Raw genomic sequence first — 18,742 nt, 5'->3', positions numbered from 1 at the left:
CGGCTACGACATCCAGACCGCCACCGCCGGCATCCAGGGCCAGCTCGTGCTCGGCGATGCGTTCGGGGACAACCGTCCGCTCGTCGCCCGCGGCCTGATCGGCTACCGCCGGGCCTTCGGTGACGTGGTGCCGGCGGCGCTCCTGAGCTTCGGCGCGGGCGGGCCGAGCTTCACCGCCTCGGGCGTGCCGATCGACCGGGACGCGCTGGTGACCTCGGCCGGCCTCGACTGGCAGGTGACCACCGCTGCCACGATCGGGCTGAACTACACCGGCCAGGTCGGCCCCCGCGCCCAGGACCACGGCGTCAAGGGCAACTTCAGCATCCGGTTCTAGGCTCGACTTTGGCCGTTCATGCGGCTTGGCAGAGGTCTGGCGAGGAGCATGACCGAGAACAGGTCGAGCAGGCAGGGCGTGGTTCGAGCCGCTTCGAAGGGCTGGACGAACGCCCTGTTTCGCACCTCGCGCCCGCTGCGAGCTTGAGCTAGCGGCCTATGATGCGCCTGCGACGCTGCCGAGTGGCCACCTTCCGGAGGAGACGCGAAAGCTGCTCGACCGAGTACGGCTTGTGCAGGAGCTCGAAACCGTAGGTGCCGTTCTGCGCCAGAACGTGGCTGTAGCCGGAGGCAAGTAGGACAGGCATGTCGTGATGCCGACGGCGGATCTCGTGTGCGAGGTCGATCCCGTTCATGCCTGGCATCACCACGTCGGTGAAGACGACGTCGAAGCGGTCAGCGTCTGCGGCCAACTCGGCCAGCGCCTCCTCGGCGTCCGACGCCCAGACGGTGACGTAGCCGAGCTCGGCCAGGGTCTGGGTCGCGAACGTCCCCACATCCACGTTGTCCTCGACCACCAGGACGCAGGTGCCGTGACCATCGACGAGGGGTTCGGGCTCCGTCTCGGGCGAAGGGGGGGCGGCCTTCACCTTCGGCAGGTACAGCACGAACATCGTACCCTGACCGACCGTGCTCTGGACCCGGATCTCGCCGCCGGATTGCTTCGCGAAGCCGAAGACTTGGCTCAGACCGAGGCCCGTTCCCTGCCCGACGCCCTTGGTCGTGAAGAACGGCTCGAAGATGTGCTCGATCCGGTCGGGGGCGATGCCTGTCCCCGTATCCTCGATGCACACCGCGACGAAATCGCCTGATACGGCGGGGTGGCTGCGGATCGGTGGGATGGTGGAGACGGGGTGCACCGTGATGGTGAGGGTACCTTCGCCATCCATCGCATCGCGGGCATTGACCGCCATGTTCACCAAGGCCGTGTCGAACTGGCTCGGGTCGGCGTCGATGAAGCAGGGCTCGTCCGGGATGTCCGTGACGATCTTGACGCGCGAACCGCTCAGGGTGCCGACCATGTCGCTGATGGTAAGAACGCTCCGGCCGGCATCGAAGACCTCCGGCTTCAATGCCTGCCGGCGCGCGAAGGCGAGGAGCTGACCGGTGAGCTTGGCAGCGCGGGCGACGGTGTCGGAGATCGCGCCGATGTAGCGCTGGCGTCGCTCCTCCGGCAGGTCCGGACGCTTGAGCAGGTCGGTAGACGACTTGATGACGGTGAGGAGATTGTTGAAGTCATGCGCGACGCCGCCGGTGAGCTGGCCGACCGCTTCCATCTTCTGAGCCTGGCGCAACGCCTCCTGGGCGGAGGCAAGCTCCGTCTCGCGCGCCTTCACGATGGTCAGGTCACGACCGACGGCGATGAAGTGCGTCCCGTCGGCCTCGGGCACGACCATCCACTCGATGGGCTTCCAACTCCCGTCCTTGGTGGCGATGCGGTTCTCGAAGCGAGCCGGCTGCCTCGTTTCCCCCATCCGGGCGAGGCCGTCCAGCGTCCGTTCCATGTCGTCCGGGTGCATGAAGGTCCCGTACGATCGCGACAGGAGCTCGGCCTCGGACCAGCCGAGCACCCGGGTCCAGGCCGGGCTGACCGCCGACATCATCCCTTCGTAGTTGGCCCGGGCCAGCATGTCCTCGGACAACGTCCAGAGCCTGTCGCGCTCGGCCGTTCGCTCGAAGACCTGCTGCTCGAGGGTGGTGTTCAGAACCTGGAGTTCTTCCTCCATGCGCTTGCGCTCGGAGATGTCGCTGAAGAGCACGGCGACCCGGCGCGCGGCCGGATCACCGACGCGCAGGGCACGCACGTCGAACCAGCGCCCGAACACGTCGGCCCTGTTCTCGAAATGGGAGGATTCGCCCGTCCGTGCGACGCGCCCATACGTGTCGAACCAATGGCGTTCGAGATCGGGAGCGAACTCGCTGACCCACCGGCCGACCACGTCGGCGCCGGTCTGCCGTTCGAAGGCGGGGTTGGCTTCGAGGATACGGTAGTCGATGGCCCGGTCCGCATCGTCGAACGTCACCTCGATGATGCAGAACCCCACGTCGATGCTCTCGAACAGGGTGCGGTAACGGCTCTCGCTCTCGGCCAGGGCGGCCTGCGAACGGATCTGGTCCGAGACCTCGTAGCCGCCGGCGAAGATGCCGGTGACGGCCCCGTCCGCGTCGCGAATGGGCTGGTAGAGGAAGTCGAGGTACCGGTCGCAATCCTCGCCCGCGAACCGGATCGGAACGGCACGGGCCGTGAATGGCTCGCCGGTCTGATACACCAGGTCGAGAAGCTCGTAGAACCCTTGGCCGACCAGTTCCGGAAACACCTCGCGGACATTGCGCCCGATGTAAGCGCGTCGACCCGCGACCGTGACATAGGCATCGTTGACGTACTCGAAGATATGGCTCGGTTCGCGCAGCACGGCGACGAACCCGGGCATCTGCTGGAGCAAAGCCTGCTGCCGCTGCCGTTCGGAAGCGGCTTGTCGCTCGGCGAGCACCTGGCGGGTCGTCTCGGTGCAGGCGCAGAACAGGCCGAGGACCGCACCATCATCGCCGGGTACAGGTGTGTAGGAGAAGGCGAAATGCGTTTCTTCCGGGTAGCCGTTGCGATGGAGGGTGAGCTGCAGGTCGTCCATGTGCACGGGCTCTCCCGCGAACACGCGATCCATCAAAACTCCCACCTCGCCTCGGACTTCAGGCCAGGTCTCGAAGAACGGGCGACCGAGGGCTGCGGGGTGCCTCTCGCCCAGCATGGGCGCGTAGGCGTCGTTGTAGACCAGGGTGCGGTCCCCGCTCCAGCAGATGAACATGGGTTGCCGCGAGTTCAGCATCACCCGCACAAGGGTCAGGAGCGGTTGGGGCCAGTGCTGCTGCCGCCCAAGCGATGTGACCGACCAATCGTAGGCACGCATGAGCGCGCCCATGTCGCCGCCGCCGGCGAGAGCCGAAGCATCCACCATCGACTCAGCCCCGTCGCCGACGGAGCGACGCCGGCGCGCCGCGGGCTGCCAGACTGCTGGTCTCGCCCGCGTCCCTGCTGCGCAGGATCCGGATGGCGGTTCGGACGAGGTCGCGGGTCGAGGCGCACGCGCCCTCGGCCACCTGGCTGTCGGCCCGGGCAGCAAGCGTTTCCGCAAGGGCGATGTGGCGGGAGTGTTTGGCGGGCATGTCCGCCTTCTACCACACCCGACGCTCGGGTTGTCGCCATCCCAGGGTCCGATGGCTGCCGCTGATCCGCGAAGGCCGGCACCGGAACGGACCTTCCGACGACGCGGAACGCAAGGCTGCCCTCCTCTCATCCGGGCATGGCTGGGGGCCCGATCATCAAAGGCTCGACCTGCCGCCGCCGTCGCCGGACCGCGAGCCCATCGCCCGCGAAGGGCCCCCGACGCGCGGCCGGCTCAACACGAGGATGGGCACTCGCGTGCCGGCTTGTTAGAGGCACCCGAGCCGACCGCCTGGGTCGCCGCGCGCGCTTCCGATAAGCGCTCATCCGTCGGCCGTCCGGCTCCTCGGGATCGGGGGGCGAAACGGACCTCGATCCTCGATCCCAGAGAAGATTCTCCATCTGCGAACCTCCCGCCGGGCAGATCCACATCCGCACGCCCTGGGAGTCGGCAATCGTCGGGAATCGCGCCAAGCGCGGCCTGCCCACGAACGGCTGGCCGCACCTGGATCGTCTTCAGGGGTATCGCACCGGCGGAGGTGAGTCGGGCAGCGGGATGAACTCGGAATCGCCCGGGACGGTGTCGAAGCGCGCCTGACGCCAGTCTGCCTTGGCCTGCTCGATCCGCTCGGGCCGTGAGGAAACGAAATTCCACCAGAGGTGGCGCGGCCCATCCATCGGCTCGCCGCCGAGCACCATGAAGCGGGCGGCTTCCGTCGCGCGAACGCTGATCCGGTCGCCGGGCCTGAAGACCAGGAGCTGTCCCGGACCGAAGGTGTCGCCGGCGATCTCGATCACGCCCGACACGGTGTAGATCGCCCGCTCGTCGTAGCTCGGGTCGAGGGGGAGCATCACCCCAGTGTCCAACGTCGCGTCCGCGTAGACCATCGGGCTCGACGTCCGCACCGGTGATGTGGCTCCGAACGCCTCGCCGGCAATGAGACGGACTGTCTTGCCCTCGCCCGTGAGCGTCGGCAGAGCCGCAGCATCGTAATGCTCGAAGGCGGGTGCACATTCCTCGTCCTTGGCGCTCAAGGCGACCCACGCCTGAATGCCGGACAGGTTCGAGCCGGATTGCCGCAAATCCGCACCCGTGCGCTCGGAATGGGTGATCCCGCGACCGGCGGTCATCCAGTTGAGCTCGCCGGGACGGATCGGCAAAGCGGTGCCGAGGCTGTCCCGGTGCATGATCTCGCCGTCGAAGAGATAGGTGACGGTCGACAGGCCGATATGCGGGTGAGGCCGCACGTCCATGCCCTTGCCGAGAAGGAATTCGGACGGTCCCATCTGGTCGAAGAAGACGAAGGGGCCGACCATCCGGCATTCCGCCGACGGCAAGGCGCGCCGCACCGCGAACGAACCGAGGTCGCGCGAGCGCGGAACGATCAGCGTCTTGATCGCGTCGCAGGTGAAACGATCCCCGGGGATCGGGTCTTCCGCACCGTGCCAGCTCATGATGGATCCCTCCTTCGCTCGATCGTTCGAAGACCGATAGGGACTACGATCGAGGCGTTATGCGGCTTGTCAGCCAAGGCTGAAAGGGAAACGATGGAAATCCATCTTTTCCGGAACCCGCCGCATGCGCTTGCCCGATTTCGAGGCCTGGGCGATCTTCGCCAAGGTCGTGGAGACCGGCTCCTTCGGTCGCGCCGCCGCCGAGCTTGGGTTGTCGAACGCGACGGTCTCGAAAGCGGTGAGCCGGCTGGAGGCCCGCATCGGCGCCCGCCTGTTCCATCGAACCTCGCGCAAGCTCGCCCTGACGGAGGCAGGGCGGGCAGCCAAGGACGGTGCCGCGCGCATCCTCGCCGAGGGAGAGGCCGCCGAGGCGGAGGCCTCGGCCGGCGCCTCCGAGCCTCAAGGCCTGGTCCGGCTCGCGGTGCCGATGTCGTTCGGCCTGCTCCACGTCACGCCGCGGCTTCCGGACTTCTTCGAGCGGTACCCTGCCGTCTCGATCGACCTGCACCTGAGCGACGCCGTGGTCGACCTGATCGGCGGCGGTTTCGACATCGGACTGCGCATCGCCGCACTGCCCGATTCTTCGTTGCGCGCCCGCAAGCTCTGCGCCGTCCGCCGCTCGCTCGTGGCCACGCCGAGTTACCTGCAGCGGCACGGCCGCCCCGCGCACCCGGACGACCTCGTTCGGCATGCCTGCCTCGGCTATGCCCACCTGCCGATGTCCGACCGCTGGCGATTCACGGACCCTGCGGGGAACGAAGCGACCATCGTGCCGAAGGGCCCGATGCGGGCCAACAATGCGGAGGCCCTCGCGCCGGCCTTGCGCGCCGGCCTCGGCCTGGCGGTGCAGCCGGACTTCATGATCTGGGACGATCTCAAGGCCGGCACCCTGGAGCGCGTTCTGCCCGACTGGGCCCTGCCGCCGATCGCCCTGCACCTGGTCATGCCACCGGGCGAGTTGCGTCCGGCTCGCGTGACGGCCCTGATCGCCTACCTGGCCCAAACGCTGTCCGCAGCCCCCTGGGCGAGCCCCGACCATCCCTGAAACCGACCGACATCGGACAAGCGTGATCGCGGGTAAGGCGTGTTCCGGTGGGACGCGTGGCGACGCGATCCGACACGATGCCACCGTGCTCTGGCTGAGAGTCTTGCGCGCGAGCCGGGTCGTTCAGAGGCAAATGCTTCGTAAGCCGGTTACCGCCCGGCTTCGGAGACGGGCCGATGCCGGCTTGGGCTTCCTGCACGCTCGGCACCTTGTCCGGCGGAGCGGCGTGACCGATGCTGCCGCACCAGACAGCGTGCGGGGAAACGCGAACATGGAGACGATCGGTCGAGACCTGCGCGAGATGCAGCGCATCCCACTCGCGGCCTCGCATGTCGCCGCACTCCGGTCTGCCGGCGTCGCGCGGAGTTACCCCGCCGGGGCTTTCCTCGCACGCGCGGGCGAGCGCGCCGATCGCTTCGTCTATGTCGAGGCGGGCGAGATCGAAGTCGTAAACCCGTTCACGAACGAGCGCCATCTTCCTTCGACGCTCGGGCCGACGCAGTTCATGGGCGAGATCGCGTTTCTGAATGGCGGGAACTGGTCGATGCCCATGCGGGCGGTCCAGGACACCACCGTGATCGAGGTGCCGCGTCTGGAGATGCTGCGGCTGATGTCGGAGATCCCCGAGATGTCGGACATCGTCATCACGGTTCTTGCCGCACGGCGGCGGCGCCAGCTCGATACCCATGACGGCACCCTGGTGCTCATCGGCGAGGATGACGACCGGGCCGTGCGGCGGATCGCGGAATTCGCGAGCCGCAACCGGCTTCCCTACAGGTCCTACGCCCTCGGCAGCCCCGAAGCCGCTGCCGTGGCAGAGAGCTGCGCGACGCGCGCGGACCGGCCGGCCGTGATCTTCGGGCGCGACGTCGTCGTGACCGAGCCGACGCCGGACAAGATCGCCCACCTGCTCGGCCTCAACCACGACCTGATCGACGACGAGGCATTCGACGTACTCATCGTCGGCGGCGGCCCGGCCGGTGTGGCGGCGGGCGTCTACGCCGGCGCGGAAGGACTGCGCGCCCTGGTGGTCGAGGATGTCGCGATCGGCGGCCAGGCCGGCACGTCGAGCCGCATCGAGAACTACATGGGTTTCCCGACTGGGATTTCCGGAGCCGACCTGGTCTGGCGCGGCGAGGTCCAGGCGATGAAGTTCGGGACACGGTTCGCGATGCCGCGACGGGTGGCCAAGCTCGAGCGGCTCGAAGACGGAGCGTTCTGCGCGACCTTCGAGAACGATCAGCGCGTTCGCGGACGCGCGGTCGTCGTCGCGACCGGTGTCCAGTACCGCCGCCTGCCGATCGATCGGCTCGAGGCGTTCGAAGGCGCGGGCATCTATTACGCGGCGACGGAGATCGAGGCGCGCTATTGCCGAAACGCCGAGACCATCATCATCGGCGGCGGCAATTCAGCCGGGCAGGCGGCGATGTTTCTCAGTCGCTCGGCCAGGCATGTCCGCCTCGTCGTGCGCGGACAGTCGCTCGCGGCCTCGATGTCACAGTATCTGTCCAGCCGCCTGGAGGCGGACCCGGCCATCACGATCGAGTACGGTTCCGAAGTCAGCGCGCTCCATGGCAACGATCACCTCGAGGCGGTGACCATTCGCAACGTGGTGGATGGAACAGTGCACATGGTCGTCACCTGCGCCGTTTTCATCATGGTTGGGGCGGCGCCGAACACCCGCTGGCTTTCGGGCCTCATCGCACTCGACGACCACGGGTTCGTGCTGACCGGGGATACGGTCGGCGCCAGCTCGCCCTATGCGACGTCGCACCCGGGGATCTTCGCGGTCGGCGATGTCCGCGCAGGCTCCGTCAAGCGTGTCGCATCGTCCGTGGGCGAAGGGTCGGTCGTCATCTCGCGGGTCTGGGACCACGTCCGGCACTGATAGGCCGACATTCTGAGCGTCGGTCACGAAGAGCCACCGAGCGACTGGCCCTCAGCGGACATCGGACTCGCTCGGTCCACCCGCTCGGTGGCGTTCAACGGCGTTCGCTTGGGTCCGATCCTGCAGCCGCCATCGTGCGGCCGACGAGGTCGCGGATCCGCTCCCGGCTCGGAGCCTCGCCGAAGAGGATCCGGTAGATCATCGGCGAAACGACGCCATCCAATACGGGTTCCGGGTCCGGGAAAATCTCGCCACGCACCGCCGCCCTTTCGGCGATGATCGCGATCTGCTCACGCGAGAAGGAGCAACATCGCTGTGCGCAGTTGGCGTCCGCTGCAGCCAGGACGTCCCGGATGAGTCCGCGCCCGGGAGCCGACGACATCTCGTCCACGTACTGCTCCGCCCAAGCCTCGAGGTCGGCACAACCGTTCCCCGTGTCGATCGGGTCGGATTCCGGCCGAAGCCGCTGGACCGCCACGTCGGCGAAAAGCTCCCCGAGGGTGCCCCGGCGTCGATAGATCGTGGACGGTGTCACGCCGGCAGCCGCAGCGATGAGGGGCACGGTGATCTCCGACCTGTCCAGCCGCCGGCAGCCATAGCGCAGCTTACCTGACGCGATGCGGCAAAGCAGACGTCAGTCCAGACATCGCCGTGCCCTCGGATTTGGCCGGCTGCGAATTTGCCGGCAGGTGCCGAACGTTCGGTTTCAGCTATCGAGACGACGAAGCTGCGCTGAGGTTGGCCGCACGGATTTTTCCAGCCGCGCTTGGCTGAAGCCTGGGACGCGCGTCCCAACACGCGTCTTCGGAGGGGTAACAGTCTCCGTAAAGCAGCCTCAGGCAGGGTCATGCGTCGCTGGGGGAGTCGATAAGCGTAAATACCTTCCGCATACTTGAGGTCGCAGCGGCAGCGGAAAGTCGGTCCGCCGACCCGGTCTGCAAACAGGGTAAATCTATTGTCGAAACGGTTTTTGTTGCACCGCCGTTGAAGGTGCGTTCGGGGGCGAAGCTCACGGTGTCAGGCACAATCGACGCGTGCGCATCGGCGGCGCATCGTGGGCATCGATCGCGATATACAATCGACGTGCAAAGAATTTGCGCTTTGGCAGACTCACACGCCCATATCAGGATCATTTATCTGTATTGCCGCCGTATTACGTACAATTCCTCTTCTACGCCCTCTGACGCTGGCACGACACCCTGCCGCGGATCGAGCCCGGCCTCGACAAGCTGTGGCCGTACCTGTTCTTCGCCTTCGAGATGGTGGCGATCCTCTACACGCTGATGTCGATCGTCATCCTGTTGCGCTTCAAGGACCGTTCGGCCGCGGCCGACCACGAGCAGGCGCGGCTCGCGGCGAGCGGCGACTGGCCGGCGGTCGACATCTTCATCTGCACCTACAACGAGTCGCTGGACATGGTGGAGAAGTCGATCATCCCCGCACTCGCGGTCGATTATCCCAACGTCACCGTTTGGGTCTGCGACGACACCCGCCGCGACTGGCTGAAGGCGTTCTGCCAGGAGGTCGGGGCGAACTACCTCACCCGGCCCGACAACAAGGGCGCCAAGGCAGGCAACCTCAACAACGCGCTCAGGCTGACGGAGGCGCGCACGAACGCACCGATCATCCTCGTGCTCGACGCCGACTTCGCGGTCGCCCCGAACATCCTCAAGCGCGCCGTCGGGCTGTTCCACGACCCGCGCTGCGGCGTGGTGCAGACGCCGCAATTCTTCTTCAACGCCGACCCGATCCAGCACAACCTGATGGCCGCCGACGCTTGGGTCGACGACCAGCGCATCGTCTTCGACGTTTTCCAGCCGGCCAAGGACGCTTGGGGCTGCGCCTTCTGCGTCGGCACCTCGTTCCTCGTGCGCCGCGGCCGGCTGAACGCGATGGGCGGCTTCCCGCACGATGCGATCTGCGAGGACATCAACCTCACGTACTCGCTGATGCGCCACGGCTATTCGCGACGGCCTGGATCGATGGTTCGGTCGAGGAAGAGGCCAGACGTCTCGATTCGATGGAATACGGCGTGTGCGGCCGAGCGACGTTCGAACTCCTCCGTCCGCAGCAAGCATGTGTCAGGGGGCCGGATCCGCAAAGCCGAAGAGGCGTTCGATCGCCGAGAACGGCGATCACGGACTAGGGAAATTACTCACGGCACTTCCTCGCCGATCCGACTCGCAGATCCAGACAACGATCACTTTCTTCTGATGTCGTCTTTGGAAACAAAGACTAAATTCTCGACCATGACGTCCTTCAGGACCTCCATCCCAACCCGTTCGTTGACTTTCTTTTTGATGGCCGACAATCGTGCAGTGATATTGTATTTGTTGATCTTCTTGAAATTCAGCTCTTTGTCGTTGTAGATCTGCTGAAACGCCTCGTCCAGGACGAACGGCGTCGGCGCGATCGACATTTTCTTCAGCGTGCGGGAATCCGCGGTGAACACGACCGTGATCGCGACGTAGCCCTGCACGGCGCTGTCGGCGATGATCGGGATCTGGATCGGCGGCAGCTTCTGGTAGGTAAGGCCGTCCAGGTATTCGTCCGCCTTCGGTGCGCTCGTGCCCGGCACCCACGAGACCGCGGCATAGCTGGACAGCACCGTGATCACGCACATCCAAAGTCCGGTGATGACGATCCGAGCCATGCGCGATCAATCCTCGTGATGGAAGGTGGCGGAGTAGGTCCCGTCGGACTCGGTGCTCTGAAGCCGGGCCGCAACGATGTCGGCGACTTCCTGCATCGCGCGCAGGTGCATGCCGACGACCTCGTGGTTGCGTCCGAGCTTCGATCGGAGCCGCTGCAGGCAGGCCATCGTCGCCGGATCGTCGGTGAGGTGGGCCTCGGAACGGGCGAACCGGGCGAGCTCGAGGAGGCTCTGGCTCTTGCGCCGATTGAGCTCGTCCTGGGTATCCGTGTCGTGCGCGAGCAGGGCGGCCGTCTCGATGTCGATCGTGGCCTCGAGGCGTTGCAGGGATGAGAGCAGCATGGTGGCGGGTCCGTCGGTTGGAAACGAGGATGGGTCTGCCGGCCGTCACTCGGCGTGGGGATGCCGGTCGGCCGAGGCCTGCGCGCCGGGCATCGGGCGTCCGGCGTTGATGGGCCGTGCGATGCCGAGACCGCCGCTCTTGGCGATCTGGGCACCGATCTGCTCGGCCAGCATCGATTTCCAGATGCCGCCCGCATTGCCCTTGCCGAACACGGCCTCCGCGCCCTTGGGCAGCATCGACTCGACGAAGGTCTGCAGGACGAAAGCCTCGAAATCCTCGGCTGCGCCGCCGGCCTTTCCGCGTGGGGCAAGGGTCGCCCCCGACCGCAGACGCGTCAGGATCGTGTCGACATCCGCGGGCGGCACACGCGTCGCGCCGGCCTGAGCGACGTCGAGGGCCGTGGAAAAGCTGCCGGTGGCCGCAGCCGAGAGCTTGGCCACGGCGGCCTGGTAGCGGACGGGATTGGCCGCGCGGGCGACATCGAGGACGATGTCGGACGGAAGTTGCACGCTCATGGTGGCTCGCTGACCTGCCGACGGTGAGGCGCGGGAAGGAAGCGCGCCTCACGAAGCGCGGATGGCGGGGCGGCCACGCTTCGCAGCAGATCTAGCAGGCGGGGCTGGCGGGAGGCTTGTCGCCGGCCCACCTGTGGTGCCCCACTGTCCTCGGCGTCAGTCGCCGGCCGCTCCGCTGGGCCGCATGGCATCGAGGCGCTCGAGCCACGCGCGCTTCTCGATCTCCTTGCCGTCGGCGCCCCGGAGATCGTCGACGAGATGCTCGGTCTGCTTGCGCCGCGTGGCGGAGGCCAGAAGCGCCTGCGCCCGGGCATCCCGATCGGCGCGCAGCCGCGCCTCGTCGACGGCGAGCATCTTCAAGGTCCGCGCCGTCGACGCCTGGAACAACCCATGGAAGGGCGAGATCTCGCCGAGGGCCTGGATCAGGACCTGGCGCTGCTCCGCGACCTCGCGCGTCATGCGGTCCACGCGGGCGAGCTCCGCCTCGGCGAGGCGATGCATCCGCTGCTGGACCTCGAGGATGGTGATCAGGCTGGCGATCGCTTCGCCGCGCACGAACTTCGAGGCGCCGTCCATGGAGCCGAAGAAGGCGCTCTCCTCCTCGAGTTCGCGTCGGCGATGCTGGGCCTCCTTGTCGTCGATCAGCCCGGCGGACAGGTCGGCGTCGATCGCCATCTACTTGCCCGGGATGGCGTCGAGGGTGAAGCGGGCCCCGACCTCCGCGATGCGGGTGGCGCCCTTGGTGATGACCAGGAAGTTCACCGTGATCAGGATGGCGAAGACCACGAGCCCGATCACGAAGTCGCCGCTCATGACGAACTGCGAGAAGCCTTGGATGACGTGACCGGCGGCCTCGATGCCGCCGTCGCCGTTGGCCAGGATGAGCCGGGTGGTGGCGATGCCGAGCGCGAGGCGCAGCAGCGTCACGATGAGGAGGACCGTCGGGAAGGACGAGAACTCCAGCGGCTTCTGGAAGCCGGCGGCGAGGGTCGCGGCCTCGGCCTCAGCCCAGCGGCGGCGTTCCGCCGCCAGCGCATCGGCGTGGGCCTGCGCGCTGGCGGCCAGGGCCTGGTCTCCGGCGAGGCGCGCGCGTGCCTCGCCTTCGCGGCGCCCCTCGGCCCGCGCCGCCGCCACGAGCGCTGCCGGATCCGGCGCCTGCTCCGGTTGGGCCACGGGCCTGTCCCTGCCCGCGAGCTTGGTGGTGAGCGGTGCGAACGGCGAGGCCGGGCGGGCGATGCGCGACGAGAAGTCCGTCCAGGCGGGTACGGCCATGGCCATCACGCGATCTCCTCGCGGGTGAGCCACTGCTTGAGGACCTTGGCGACCTGCTCCTCATCCTGCTCGACCATCTGCTCCAGTCGCCGGACGGGAGAGCGGATCATCTTCTCCGTGAGGTTCTCGAGGAGGTTCGGGGCGACCGGCGGCTCGCTGCTCGGCGCCTGCAACGCTTCGAGCACGGACACGTGGTCCGGTGCCGGGAGCGCTGCCTCGATCTCGGCTTCCGACGGGCGGGCGAGGATCGCGGTGACGGCCGGGCGCAGGCCGAACCAGATCAGAAGGCACCCGACGATCAGGATCGTCGCAGCGTTGATGAGGGTCCCGGACTGACGCATCAGGATCTCGGACGGATTCAGGGACGGAACCGGCTCCAGGGGCTGCCCATCGTTGACGAAGCCGACCGCGGCCACCTTGAGCTGGTCGCCGCGCGCCAGGTTGACGCCTGCAGCGGACGCGACGAGCTGCTCGATCTCCGTGATCTGCGCCTCGGGCTTCTTCTCCGCCGCCGCGGCGGGGCTCCCGTCTGAGAGGGCCTGGAGCCGGGCGCGGTTCACGAGCACGGCGATCGAGAGGTTCTTGACGGCGTAGCCGTCGCTCACGGTCTGGGTGGTGCGCGAGGAGATCTCGTAGTTCGTCAGCTCCTCCCGACGCTGGTTGTCCGCGCTGGAAGTCTCGCCGCCCTCCGCCCGGACCCACTGATCCGGCAGGTTCTGCTGCGCGGTCGTCGGCTTCTGGGCACCGCGATTCTGCGTGGTCTCCGCCTCCTTCACGGCGCGGACGGACCGCTCGACCTTCTGGTCCGGATTGAAGACCGTCTCGTTGGTCTGGACCTTGTCCGTGTTCAGCCGCGCGACGACGCTCACCTCGAAGTTGTTCACGCCGAGATAGGGTGTGAGCGTGCGACGGATGTTGTCCTGGATCTCGCTGTTGACGAGATGCTCCAGAGTCGCCATCCGGCCGGCCGGCGCGCTGGAGGGATCGTCGCCCGACAGCAGCACCGTCCCGTCGGTATTGAGGACGGTCACCTTGCTCGACTTCATGCTGGGAATGGCGGTCGCGACGAGCTGGCGGATGGCCTGGGCGGAGCCGACATCGTTCGGCGGCTCGGTCCGGACGACCACCGACGCCGTGGCCGGCTGCTGCTCGCGCCGGAACGAGCCCGGATCCGGCATGACGATGTGAACCCGGGCCGCCTTGACCCCCTTGAGGGTCTGGATGGTGCGCGCGAGCTCGCCCTCGAGGGCGCGCACCCGCGTGACCTCCTGCATGAAGGACGTCAGGCCGAGGGAGCCCAGGTCGTTGAAGAGGTCGTAACCGGCCTTGGCATTCTGCGGCAGGCCCTTCTCGGCCAGCAGCATGCGCGCCTGGGCCGTCTGGCCGTAGGCGACGAGCAGGGCCGTCCCGTCCGCGCTGACGTCGAAGGAGATTCCGGCATCCCGCAGCGTGGCGCCCATGCGGCCGATGTCGTCGCGGCTCAGGCCGGTGTAAACCGTCTCGCGGACCGGACGACTGAGATGGTAGGCGCCGAGGCCGACCATGAGGAACACGACGACGCCGACGAGGCCGAGGGCGATCAGCCGCCGGGGGCCGAGGTCGAGGATGTTGTTCCAGAGTTTCACGGCGTGGTCGCGACCAGGCATCGGTTGTGCTCGGCTTTCGTTCGAGGGGACCGAGGACAGCTTCGCCGCTTAATCTTGTGTGGGGGTGGTGCCATCGAAAAAGGCCACGCTCCGGGGGGAACGTGGCCTTCGAAATGCCGCAGCGAGGCCGGAAGGCCTCGCTGCGTTCTTGGTCTCCGATCCCGAGACCGAACCCGATCCGGCGGTCGAGCCGGATCGGACGTTCGGTGTCGGTTAGCGGAACAGGCTCAGGATCTGCTGGGTGCTGGTGTTGGCGATCGTGAGCGACTGCATGCCGAGCTGCTGCTGGACCTGCAGCGCCTTGAGCCGGCTCGACTCCTCCTCCATGTCCGCATCCACCAGCGTGCCGATGCTGCGCTCGTTGGCCTTGATCAGCGAGCTGACGAAGTCCGTCTGCGACGCGATCTGGCTCTTGGCGGCGCCGAGCGTCGTCGCGACGTCGGTCATCGCGCTCAACGCCTTGTCGGCGAGCGAGATGTAGGCGCGGAGCTTCGAAACGTCGCTGTTCTGGATGTCGGCGATGTCGATCTTGTCGACGCTCAGCGAATAGCCCTTGTTCAGCCCGTTGTTGTCGGCGCCCGACACGGCCCATTCCTTGTTCAGGATGCCGCCCGTCCCGTCCACCCCCGCCGTCACGCCGGCGTTCGCGGCCTTGACGCCGGCGTCGTAGGTCGCCTGCGAGGCTGCGAGGGTCGTCTTGGCGGTATCGAGCGCCGTCAGGGCCGCGCCGTCCTTAGTGCTGGCGTTGAAGGCCGCCTGCGCCGTTGCGAAGACGTTCTTGGCCGTCTTCAAGTCGGCGACCAGAGTGCCACCGGCAGCATCGGTAGCAGCCGTGCCCGCCGTGGTCTTCACGTCGTAGAGCTTGGTTTCGTCCACCTGCACGTCGATCGTGTCGACGGCGATCACGCCCTGGGTCCGGGTGAAGGACGAGACGACCTTGCGGTCGGAGACGTAGTTGCCGGCGCCCGAGTCGGTGGAGAGCCACGCCTCGCCGCTCATCACGGAGGAGTCAGCGGTCTGCTTCATCTGCTTGAGCGTGGCGTTGATCTCGGTCTGGATCTTGCCGCGATCGACGTCGGGGGACAGCGCCGCGGTGAGCTTGTCCTTGATCTCCTGGAACTTCTTGATGTTGGCGTTGATGCCGTTGTAGGCGGTGTCGACCGAGCTGGCGCCGAGGCCGAGGGCGTCCTTCACGGCGCCGAGGGAGCCGTTGTCCGCGCGGATGGTGGTGGCGATCGACCAGTAGGCGGCGTTGTCGGCCGAGGTCGAAACCTTCAGGCCCGTCGCGATCCGATCGCTGGACTTGTCCAGCGCGTCGTTGGTTATCTTGAGGTTGGTCAATGCCGTCATGGCAGAAGTGTTGGTCAGAAGGCTCGACATGATGATGTCCCATTCGATGTGATGGAGGGACATACCGGGTTCTCACCGGTATAGCGGGGCGGCTTCATGCCTTTGAGCGGGCCCCTTGGGCACTGCGCTCAACCCGCTATCGATCTCGAAAGGCGCACTCGCCGGCTGTTGCCTCGGTGGTACCCGCCTCGTGTCAGCGGTTCTAGGCCCCCAGATCCTAAGAAATCGTGAACATTCCGCCGGTCCCGACGAAATGGCTCGCCGGCGCCTTCTTTTTTGTTCCAGCTCCGCGAAGAGCCCTTATCTCGCGGGCCTCCGCCGTGCGTCCCAGGACGGGTCCTGCGGCGACGGGATCGTTTCGGCGTCGGCGGGGCGCCGGACTTCGGCGAAGGAAGTGCCGAGGATCGGGCGGATCGAGGGCGGCCCGCGTTGTCGGTCGCCCGTTCTCGATCGGACCTGCGAACCGTGGCACGGCAGCGCGAATAAAAAGAGCGCTCCGCACGATCTGCTATCGTGCGGAGCGCTCTTGCTTGACGGAAGACTTGGGTCTCGACCCCGCTCGGGCTTCGAAACGCCGTGTTTCGCAACCCGGGCCCCGGGTCGGCATCGTCGCCGACCGCTTCGGTCTTGGGCAGCGCCGGTCGAGATCCCCAGGATCGTCCTCAGGCGGGGCCGCTGAACCCCGCCCGGGAATCTGTCGGGTCGATACGAAGCGGCGAACGCTCGAGCGCCGGCGCGCTACCCGACGAAAGCATAGCCCATGTAACGCTTGACTTCGATCGGATCGAACTTGAGCGCGTCGCGAAGCTTCTTGCGCAGCTTGCTCACGTGTCCCTCGACGACGCTCTCGTCGATCTCGCTCGAGAAGGCGCCGTAGACCGTGTTGTACACCTGGGACTTGGTCATGCGGCGACCGCGGTTGCGGATGAGGTACTCGAGGATCTGACGCTCCCTGCGCGGAAGGTCCATCTTCCGGCCGTCGATCTCGGCATCGCGACCGTCGAAGAAGACCTTCAGGCGCTCCGTGCGATCCGCCGCGACCATGTCCTTGGCCGGCGCGCGCTGGGTGCGGCGCCAGACGGCCTCCGACCGAGCCATGATCTCCCGAACATGAACCGGCTTTCTCACGACGTCGTCGACGCCGGCCGTGAAGAGATCGAGCGTGTCGTCGAGGCAACGCGCCTCGCTGAGGGCGATGATCGGCGCCTTGGACCGCTTCTGGATCAAGACGGCGAATTTATTCCTTTGACTGCTCTCGCCGAGCAGGAAGCCCTGCACCGTGTCCACGTCCGTTTTCGGCGCGGTCTCGATCCAATCACCGAATTCCTCCGTATACAGCCCGACCGAAGCCACGCCTTCCCGGCCGAAGCTGGCCACGTAGCCATTGGTGACAATAGGTCTCTCATCCACGATGATGTACATTTGACAGCCCCCGATATCAACCTTGAGCACATCCTACGGTATGCCTTGATTTGGCATTGTATTCTACCGACGGATGCTGCTATTGGCCCGTCCGACTTGAGCGCCGGAGTTCTTGATCCCAACGGCACCCAGATGGAATTTTTGCCTGATCTGGGTCAATGTGCTGTTGGGAACGTCGTGTACGGACGTTTAAGATCCCCCGCTCAATGCTTTAGGGTCTCTATGATTTTCTTGAATAATGAGGTTGCGGACCATGATCGACCGCTACTCAGGGTCTCGTTACGATCGGCGCAACCAGTATCTTTCTGAAAATTCGGCGGAGTTGTTACGATGGACGCGGCATTGCCGGAAGAGGGAGGCCTTCGAAGGCCGGCGCTGGTTCGGCAGGGTGGGACGCCCGGAACGTCGGCGGCGGCGGAATATGCGCTCGGGGTTCAGAATCGTTGGTCTCGCCTGGTGCTGACCTTCGACGGCCTCGTGCCGGATCGTTGGTTCGAGCTGAGCGCGCCCATGCGCGCCGACCCCGCCGAGGAAGCGGTCGACGTCGGCGACTTTGCCGCCGTCGGCATCGAGTTTCGCGCGCCCGACGGCTCCGGCATCGATTTCGGGCGGGTTCCCGGTCTGCAGCAGACCGGGATGGACGCCCACGGTGCCTGGCTCGCCGGCCCCCTTGGTGGCTCGGCCCGCACCCTCCCCGACCTACGCCTGTGCTTCCATCTGCCCGCGCCCGCGTGCCAGGTCGTCGTCACGATCCGCAGCTGGCGCAACAGCCACGTCGTCCATGTCGACGATCCGATCCTGCGGCAGATGCCCGTCGATATGCCCGGGTCCGGCGCGGAGGCCGGGACGACGGCCACCCTCGGGCGCGATCGCATCGTCCTGGGCCGTGAGCCGACGTGGTTCCATTACGGCCTGGTGCCGGGCCGGCCGATCACGCTCAGGGGGCAGCTCGTTCGCACGGAAGCGTCGGACGGGGCCTTCGTCGCCATCGCCTACCGCGACCGGGCCGGCGCCTTGATCGCCCCGCCCTACCCCGGCGTCATGGCGACGCCGTCGCTCCCGGCCTGGCTGTCGGTCAGAGGTCCGTCCGGCCCGGTGTACACGCGCGACGGCCGGATGAAGCTCTCCGCCGCCGGCGAGCTTCAGGACCTCGAGGGGCGCGCCGTGCTGGATCCCGGCGGATCGCCGCTCTCCGTCAACCCCGAGAACGGGCCGATCTTCATCGGACGCGACGGGATGATCTCCCAGGGCCGTGACCAGATCGGCGCGCTCGGCGTGTTCCGCCTCGATCCCGGAGCGGTCCTGACGCGGGTGAACGGTGCGGCGGTCTCGTCCAGCACGCCCGGACAGGCGGTCCTCGACTTCAATCAGGTCGGCGCGACCTCCGTCTCCGTCCAGCAGGGCTTCCAGGAGGGCGCGAACGTCAATCCGGTGATGGAGATGTCCCGGCTCATCATGATCACGCGGAACTTCGAGAGCGCGGCCACCGCGGTCGCCGAGACCGAATCCTCGATGCAGAACGCGATCCGCACCCTCGGCCCGGCCTCCTGAGGCCGGCGCCGGCCGCCGCGCCTCCCGCCCGGGGAGTCCCGCCGGGAGCAGGCTCGACCCGGCTCCGCCGATGGCCTCCTCGCGCGGGATGCGAGCGCGGCCCGCTCGA

Annotated in this window: 13 protein-coding genes and 3 pseudogenes; 5 read left to right on the top strand and 11 right to left on the bottom strand. The window is 67.0% G+C overall.

Annotated elements, in window-relative coordinates; translation table 11 throughout:
• A partial coding sequence (locus tag MKK60_RS27955) for an autotransporter domain-containing protein (RefSeq protein WP_243989310.1) occupies positions 1-334 on the top strand: 334 nt, incomplete at its 5' end.
• 148 nt (positions 335-482) lie between these two features.
• Here the strand turns inward: MKK60_RS27955 and MKK60_RS27950 are convergent.
• From MKK60_RS27950 to MKK60_RS27940, 3 genes are all read right to left on the bottom strand, one after another.
• On the bottom strand, positions 483-3,251 hold the full coding sequence (locus MKK60_RS27950; RefSeq protein WP_243989309.1) for a PAS domain-containing protein: 2,769 nt from the start codon (positions 3,249-3,251) through the stop codon (positions 483-485).
• Positions 3,252-3,291: 40 nt separating this feature from the next.
• On the bottom strand, positions 3,292-3,495 hold the full coding sequence (locus tag MKK60_RS27945; RefSeq protein WP_243989307.1) for a type II toxin-antitoxin system ParD family antitoxin: 204 nt from the start codon (positions 3,493-3,495) through the stop codon (positions 3,292-3,294).
• 514 nt (positions 3,496-4,009) lie between these two features.
• Positions 4,010-4,948, bottom strand: a complete 939-nt coding sequence (locus MKK60_RS27940) for a pirin family protein (protein WP_243989305.1) — start codon at positions 4,946-4,948, stop codon at positions 4,010-4,012.
• 124 nt (positions 4,949-5,072) lie between these two features.
• Between MKK60_RS27940 and MKK60_RS27935 the strand changes: the two genes are divergently transcribed.
• Entirely contained in the window at positions 5,073-5,993 is a 921-nt protein-coding gene (locus MKK60_RS27935; protein ID WP_243989303.1) for a LysR family transcriptional regulator, read from the top strand.
• Between the two features lie 271 nt (positions 5,994-6,264).
• The gene (locus tag MKK60_RS27930; RefSeq protein WP_243989314.1) at positions 6,265-7,881 is read left to right on the top strand and encodes an FAD-dependent oxidoreductase; all 1,617 of its coding nucleotides are present in this window, start codon (positions 6,265-6,267) and stop codon (positions 7,879-7,881) included.
• Positions 7,882-7,975: 94 nt separating this feature from the next.
• Here the strand turns inward: MKK60_RS27930 and MKK60_RS27925 are convergent.
• A pseudogene (locus tag MKK60_RS27925) lies at positions 7,976-8,464 on the bottom strand (TetR-like C-terminal domain-containing protein); the annotation flags it as partial.
• 601 nt (positions 8,465-9,065) lie between these two features.
• Here MKK60_RS27925 and MKK60_RS27920 point away from each other — a divergent pair.
• Positions 9,066-9,845 (top strand): annotated as a pseudogene (locus MKK60_RS27920) (glycosyltransferase); the annotation flags it as partial.
• 236 nt (positions 9,846-10,081) lie between these two features.
• Here MKK60_RS27920 and MKK60_RS27915 read toward each other — a convergent pair.
• The 7 genes and pseudogenes from MKK60_RS27915 to MKK60_RS27885 all read right to left on the bottom strand — a co-directional run bounded on the left by MKK60_RS27915 (position 10,082) and on the right by MKK60_RS27885 (position 17,082).
• Positions 10,082-10,534: a hypothetical protein gene (locus MKK60_RS27915; RefSeq protein ID WP_243989301.1), complete on the bottom strand. Its 453-nt coding sequence runs from the start codon at positions 10,532-10,534 to the stop codon at positions 10,082-10,084.
• 6 nt (positions 10,535-10,540) lie between these two features.
• On the bottom strand, positions 10,541-10,876 hold the full coding sequence (locus tag MKK60_RS27910; RefSeq protein ID WP_243989299.1) for a flagellar protein FlgN: 336 nt from the start codon (positions 10,874-10,876) through the stop codon (positions 10,541-10,543).
• Between the two features lie 45 nt (positions 10,877-10,921).
• Positions 10,922-11,392: a rod-binding protein gene (locus MKK60_RS27905; protein ID WP_243989297.1), complete on the bottom strand. Its 471-nt coding sequence runs from the start codon at positions 11,390-11,392 to the stop codon at positions 10,922-10,924.
• Positions 11,393-11,911: 519 nt separating this feature from the next.
• A pseudogene (locus tag MKK60_RS27900) lies at positions 11,912-12,379 on the bottom strand (FHIPEP family type III secretion protein); the annotation flags it as partial.
• A gap of 290 nt (positions 12,380-12,669) precedes the next feature.
• Positions 12,670-14,310 carry a flagellar basal-body MS-ring/collar protein FliF gene (gene fliF / locus MKK60_RS27895; RefSeq protein WP_243989295.1) on the bottom strand — a complete coding sequence of 547 codons (1,641 nt, stop codon included), beginning with the start codon at positions 14,308-14,310 and terminating at the stop codon, positions 12,670-12,672.
• Between the two features lie 213 nt (positions 14,311-14,523).
• The gene (locus tag MKK60_RS27890) at positions 14,524-15,723 is read right to left on the bottom strand and encodes a flagellin (protein ID WP_243989293.1); all 1,200 of its coding nucleotides are present in this window, start codon (positions 15,721-15,723) and stop codon (positions 14,524-14,526) included.
• 675 nt (positions 15,724-16,398) lie between these two features.
• Entirely contained in the window at positions 16,399-17,082 is a 684-nt protein-coding gene (locus MKK60_RS27885) for a response regulator transcription factor (protein WP_243989292.1), read from the bottom strand.
• A 456-nt stretch (positions 17,083-17,538) separates the two neighbouring features.
• Here MKK60_RS27885 and MKK60_RS27880 point away from each other — a divergent pair, with 456 nt between their 5' ends.
• Positions 17,539-18,633, top strand: a complete 1,095-nt coding sequence (locus tag MKK60_RS27880; RefSeq protein WP_243989290.1) for a flagellar basal body rod C-terminal domain-containing protein — start codon at positions 17,539-17,541, stop codon at positions 18,631-18,633.
• The last annotated feature ends 109 nt before the right edge of the window (positions 18,634-18,742 follow it).

This window comes from Methylobacterium sp. J-092 (assembly GCF_022829325.1).
Taxonomy (GTDB): domain Bacteria; phylum Pseudomonadota; class Alphaproteobacteria; order Rhizobiales; family Beijerinckiaceae; genus Methylobacterium.
This window is presented reverse-complemented; position numbering and strand designations above follow the sequence as displayed.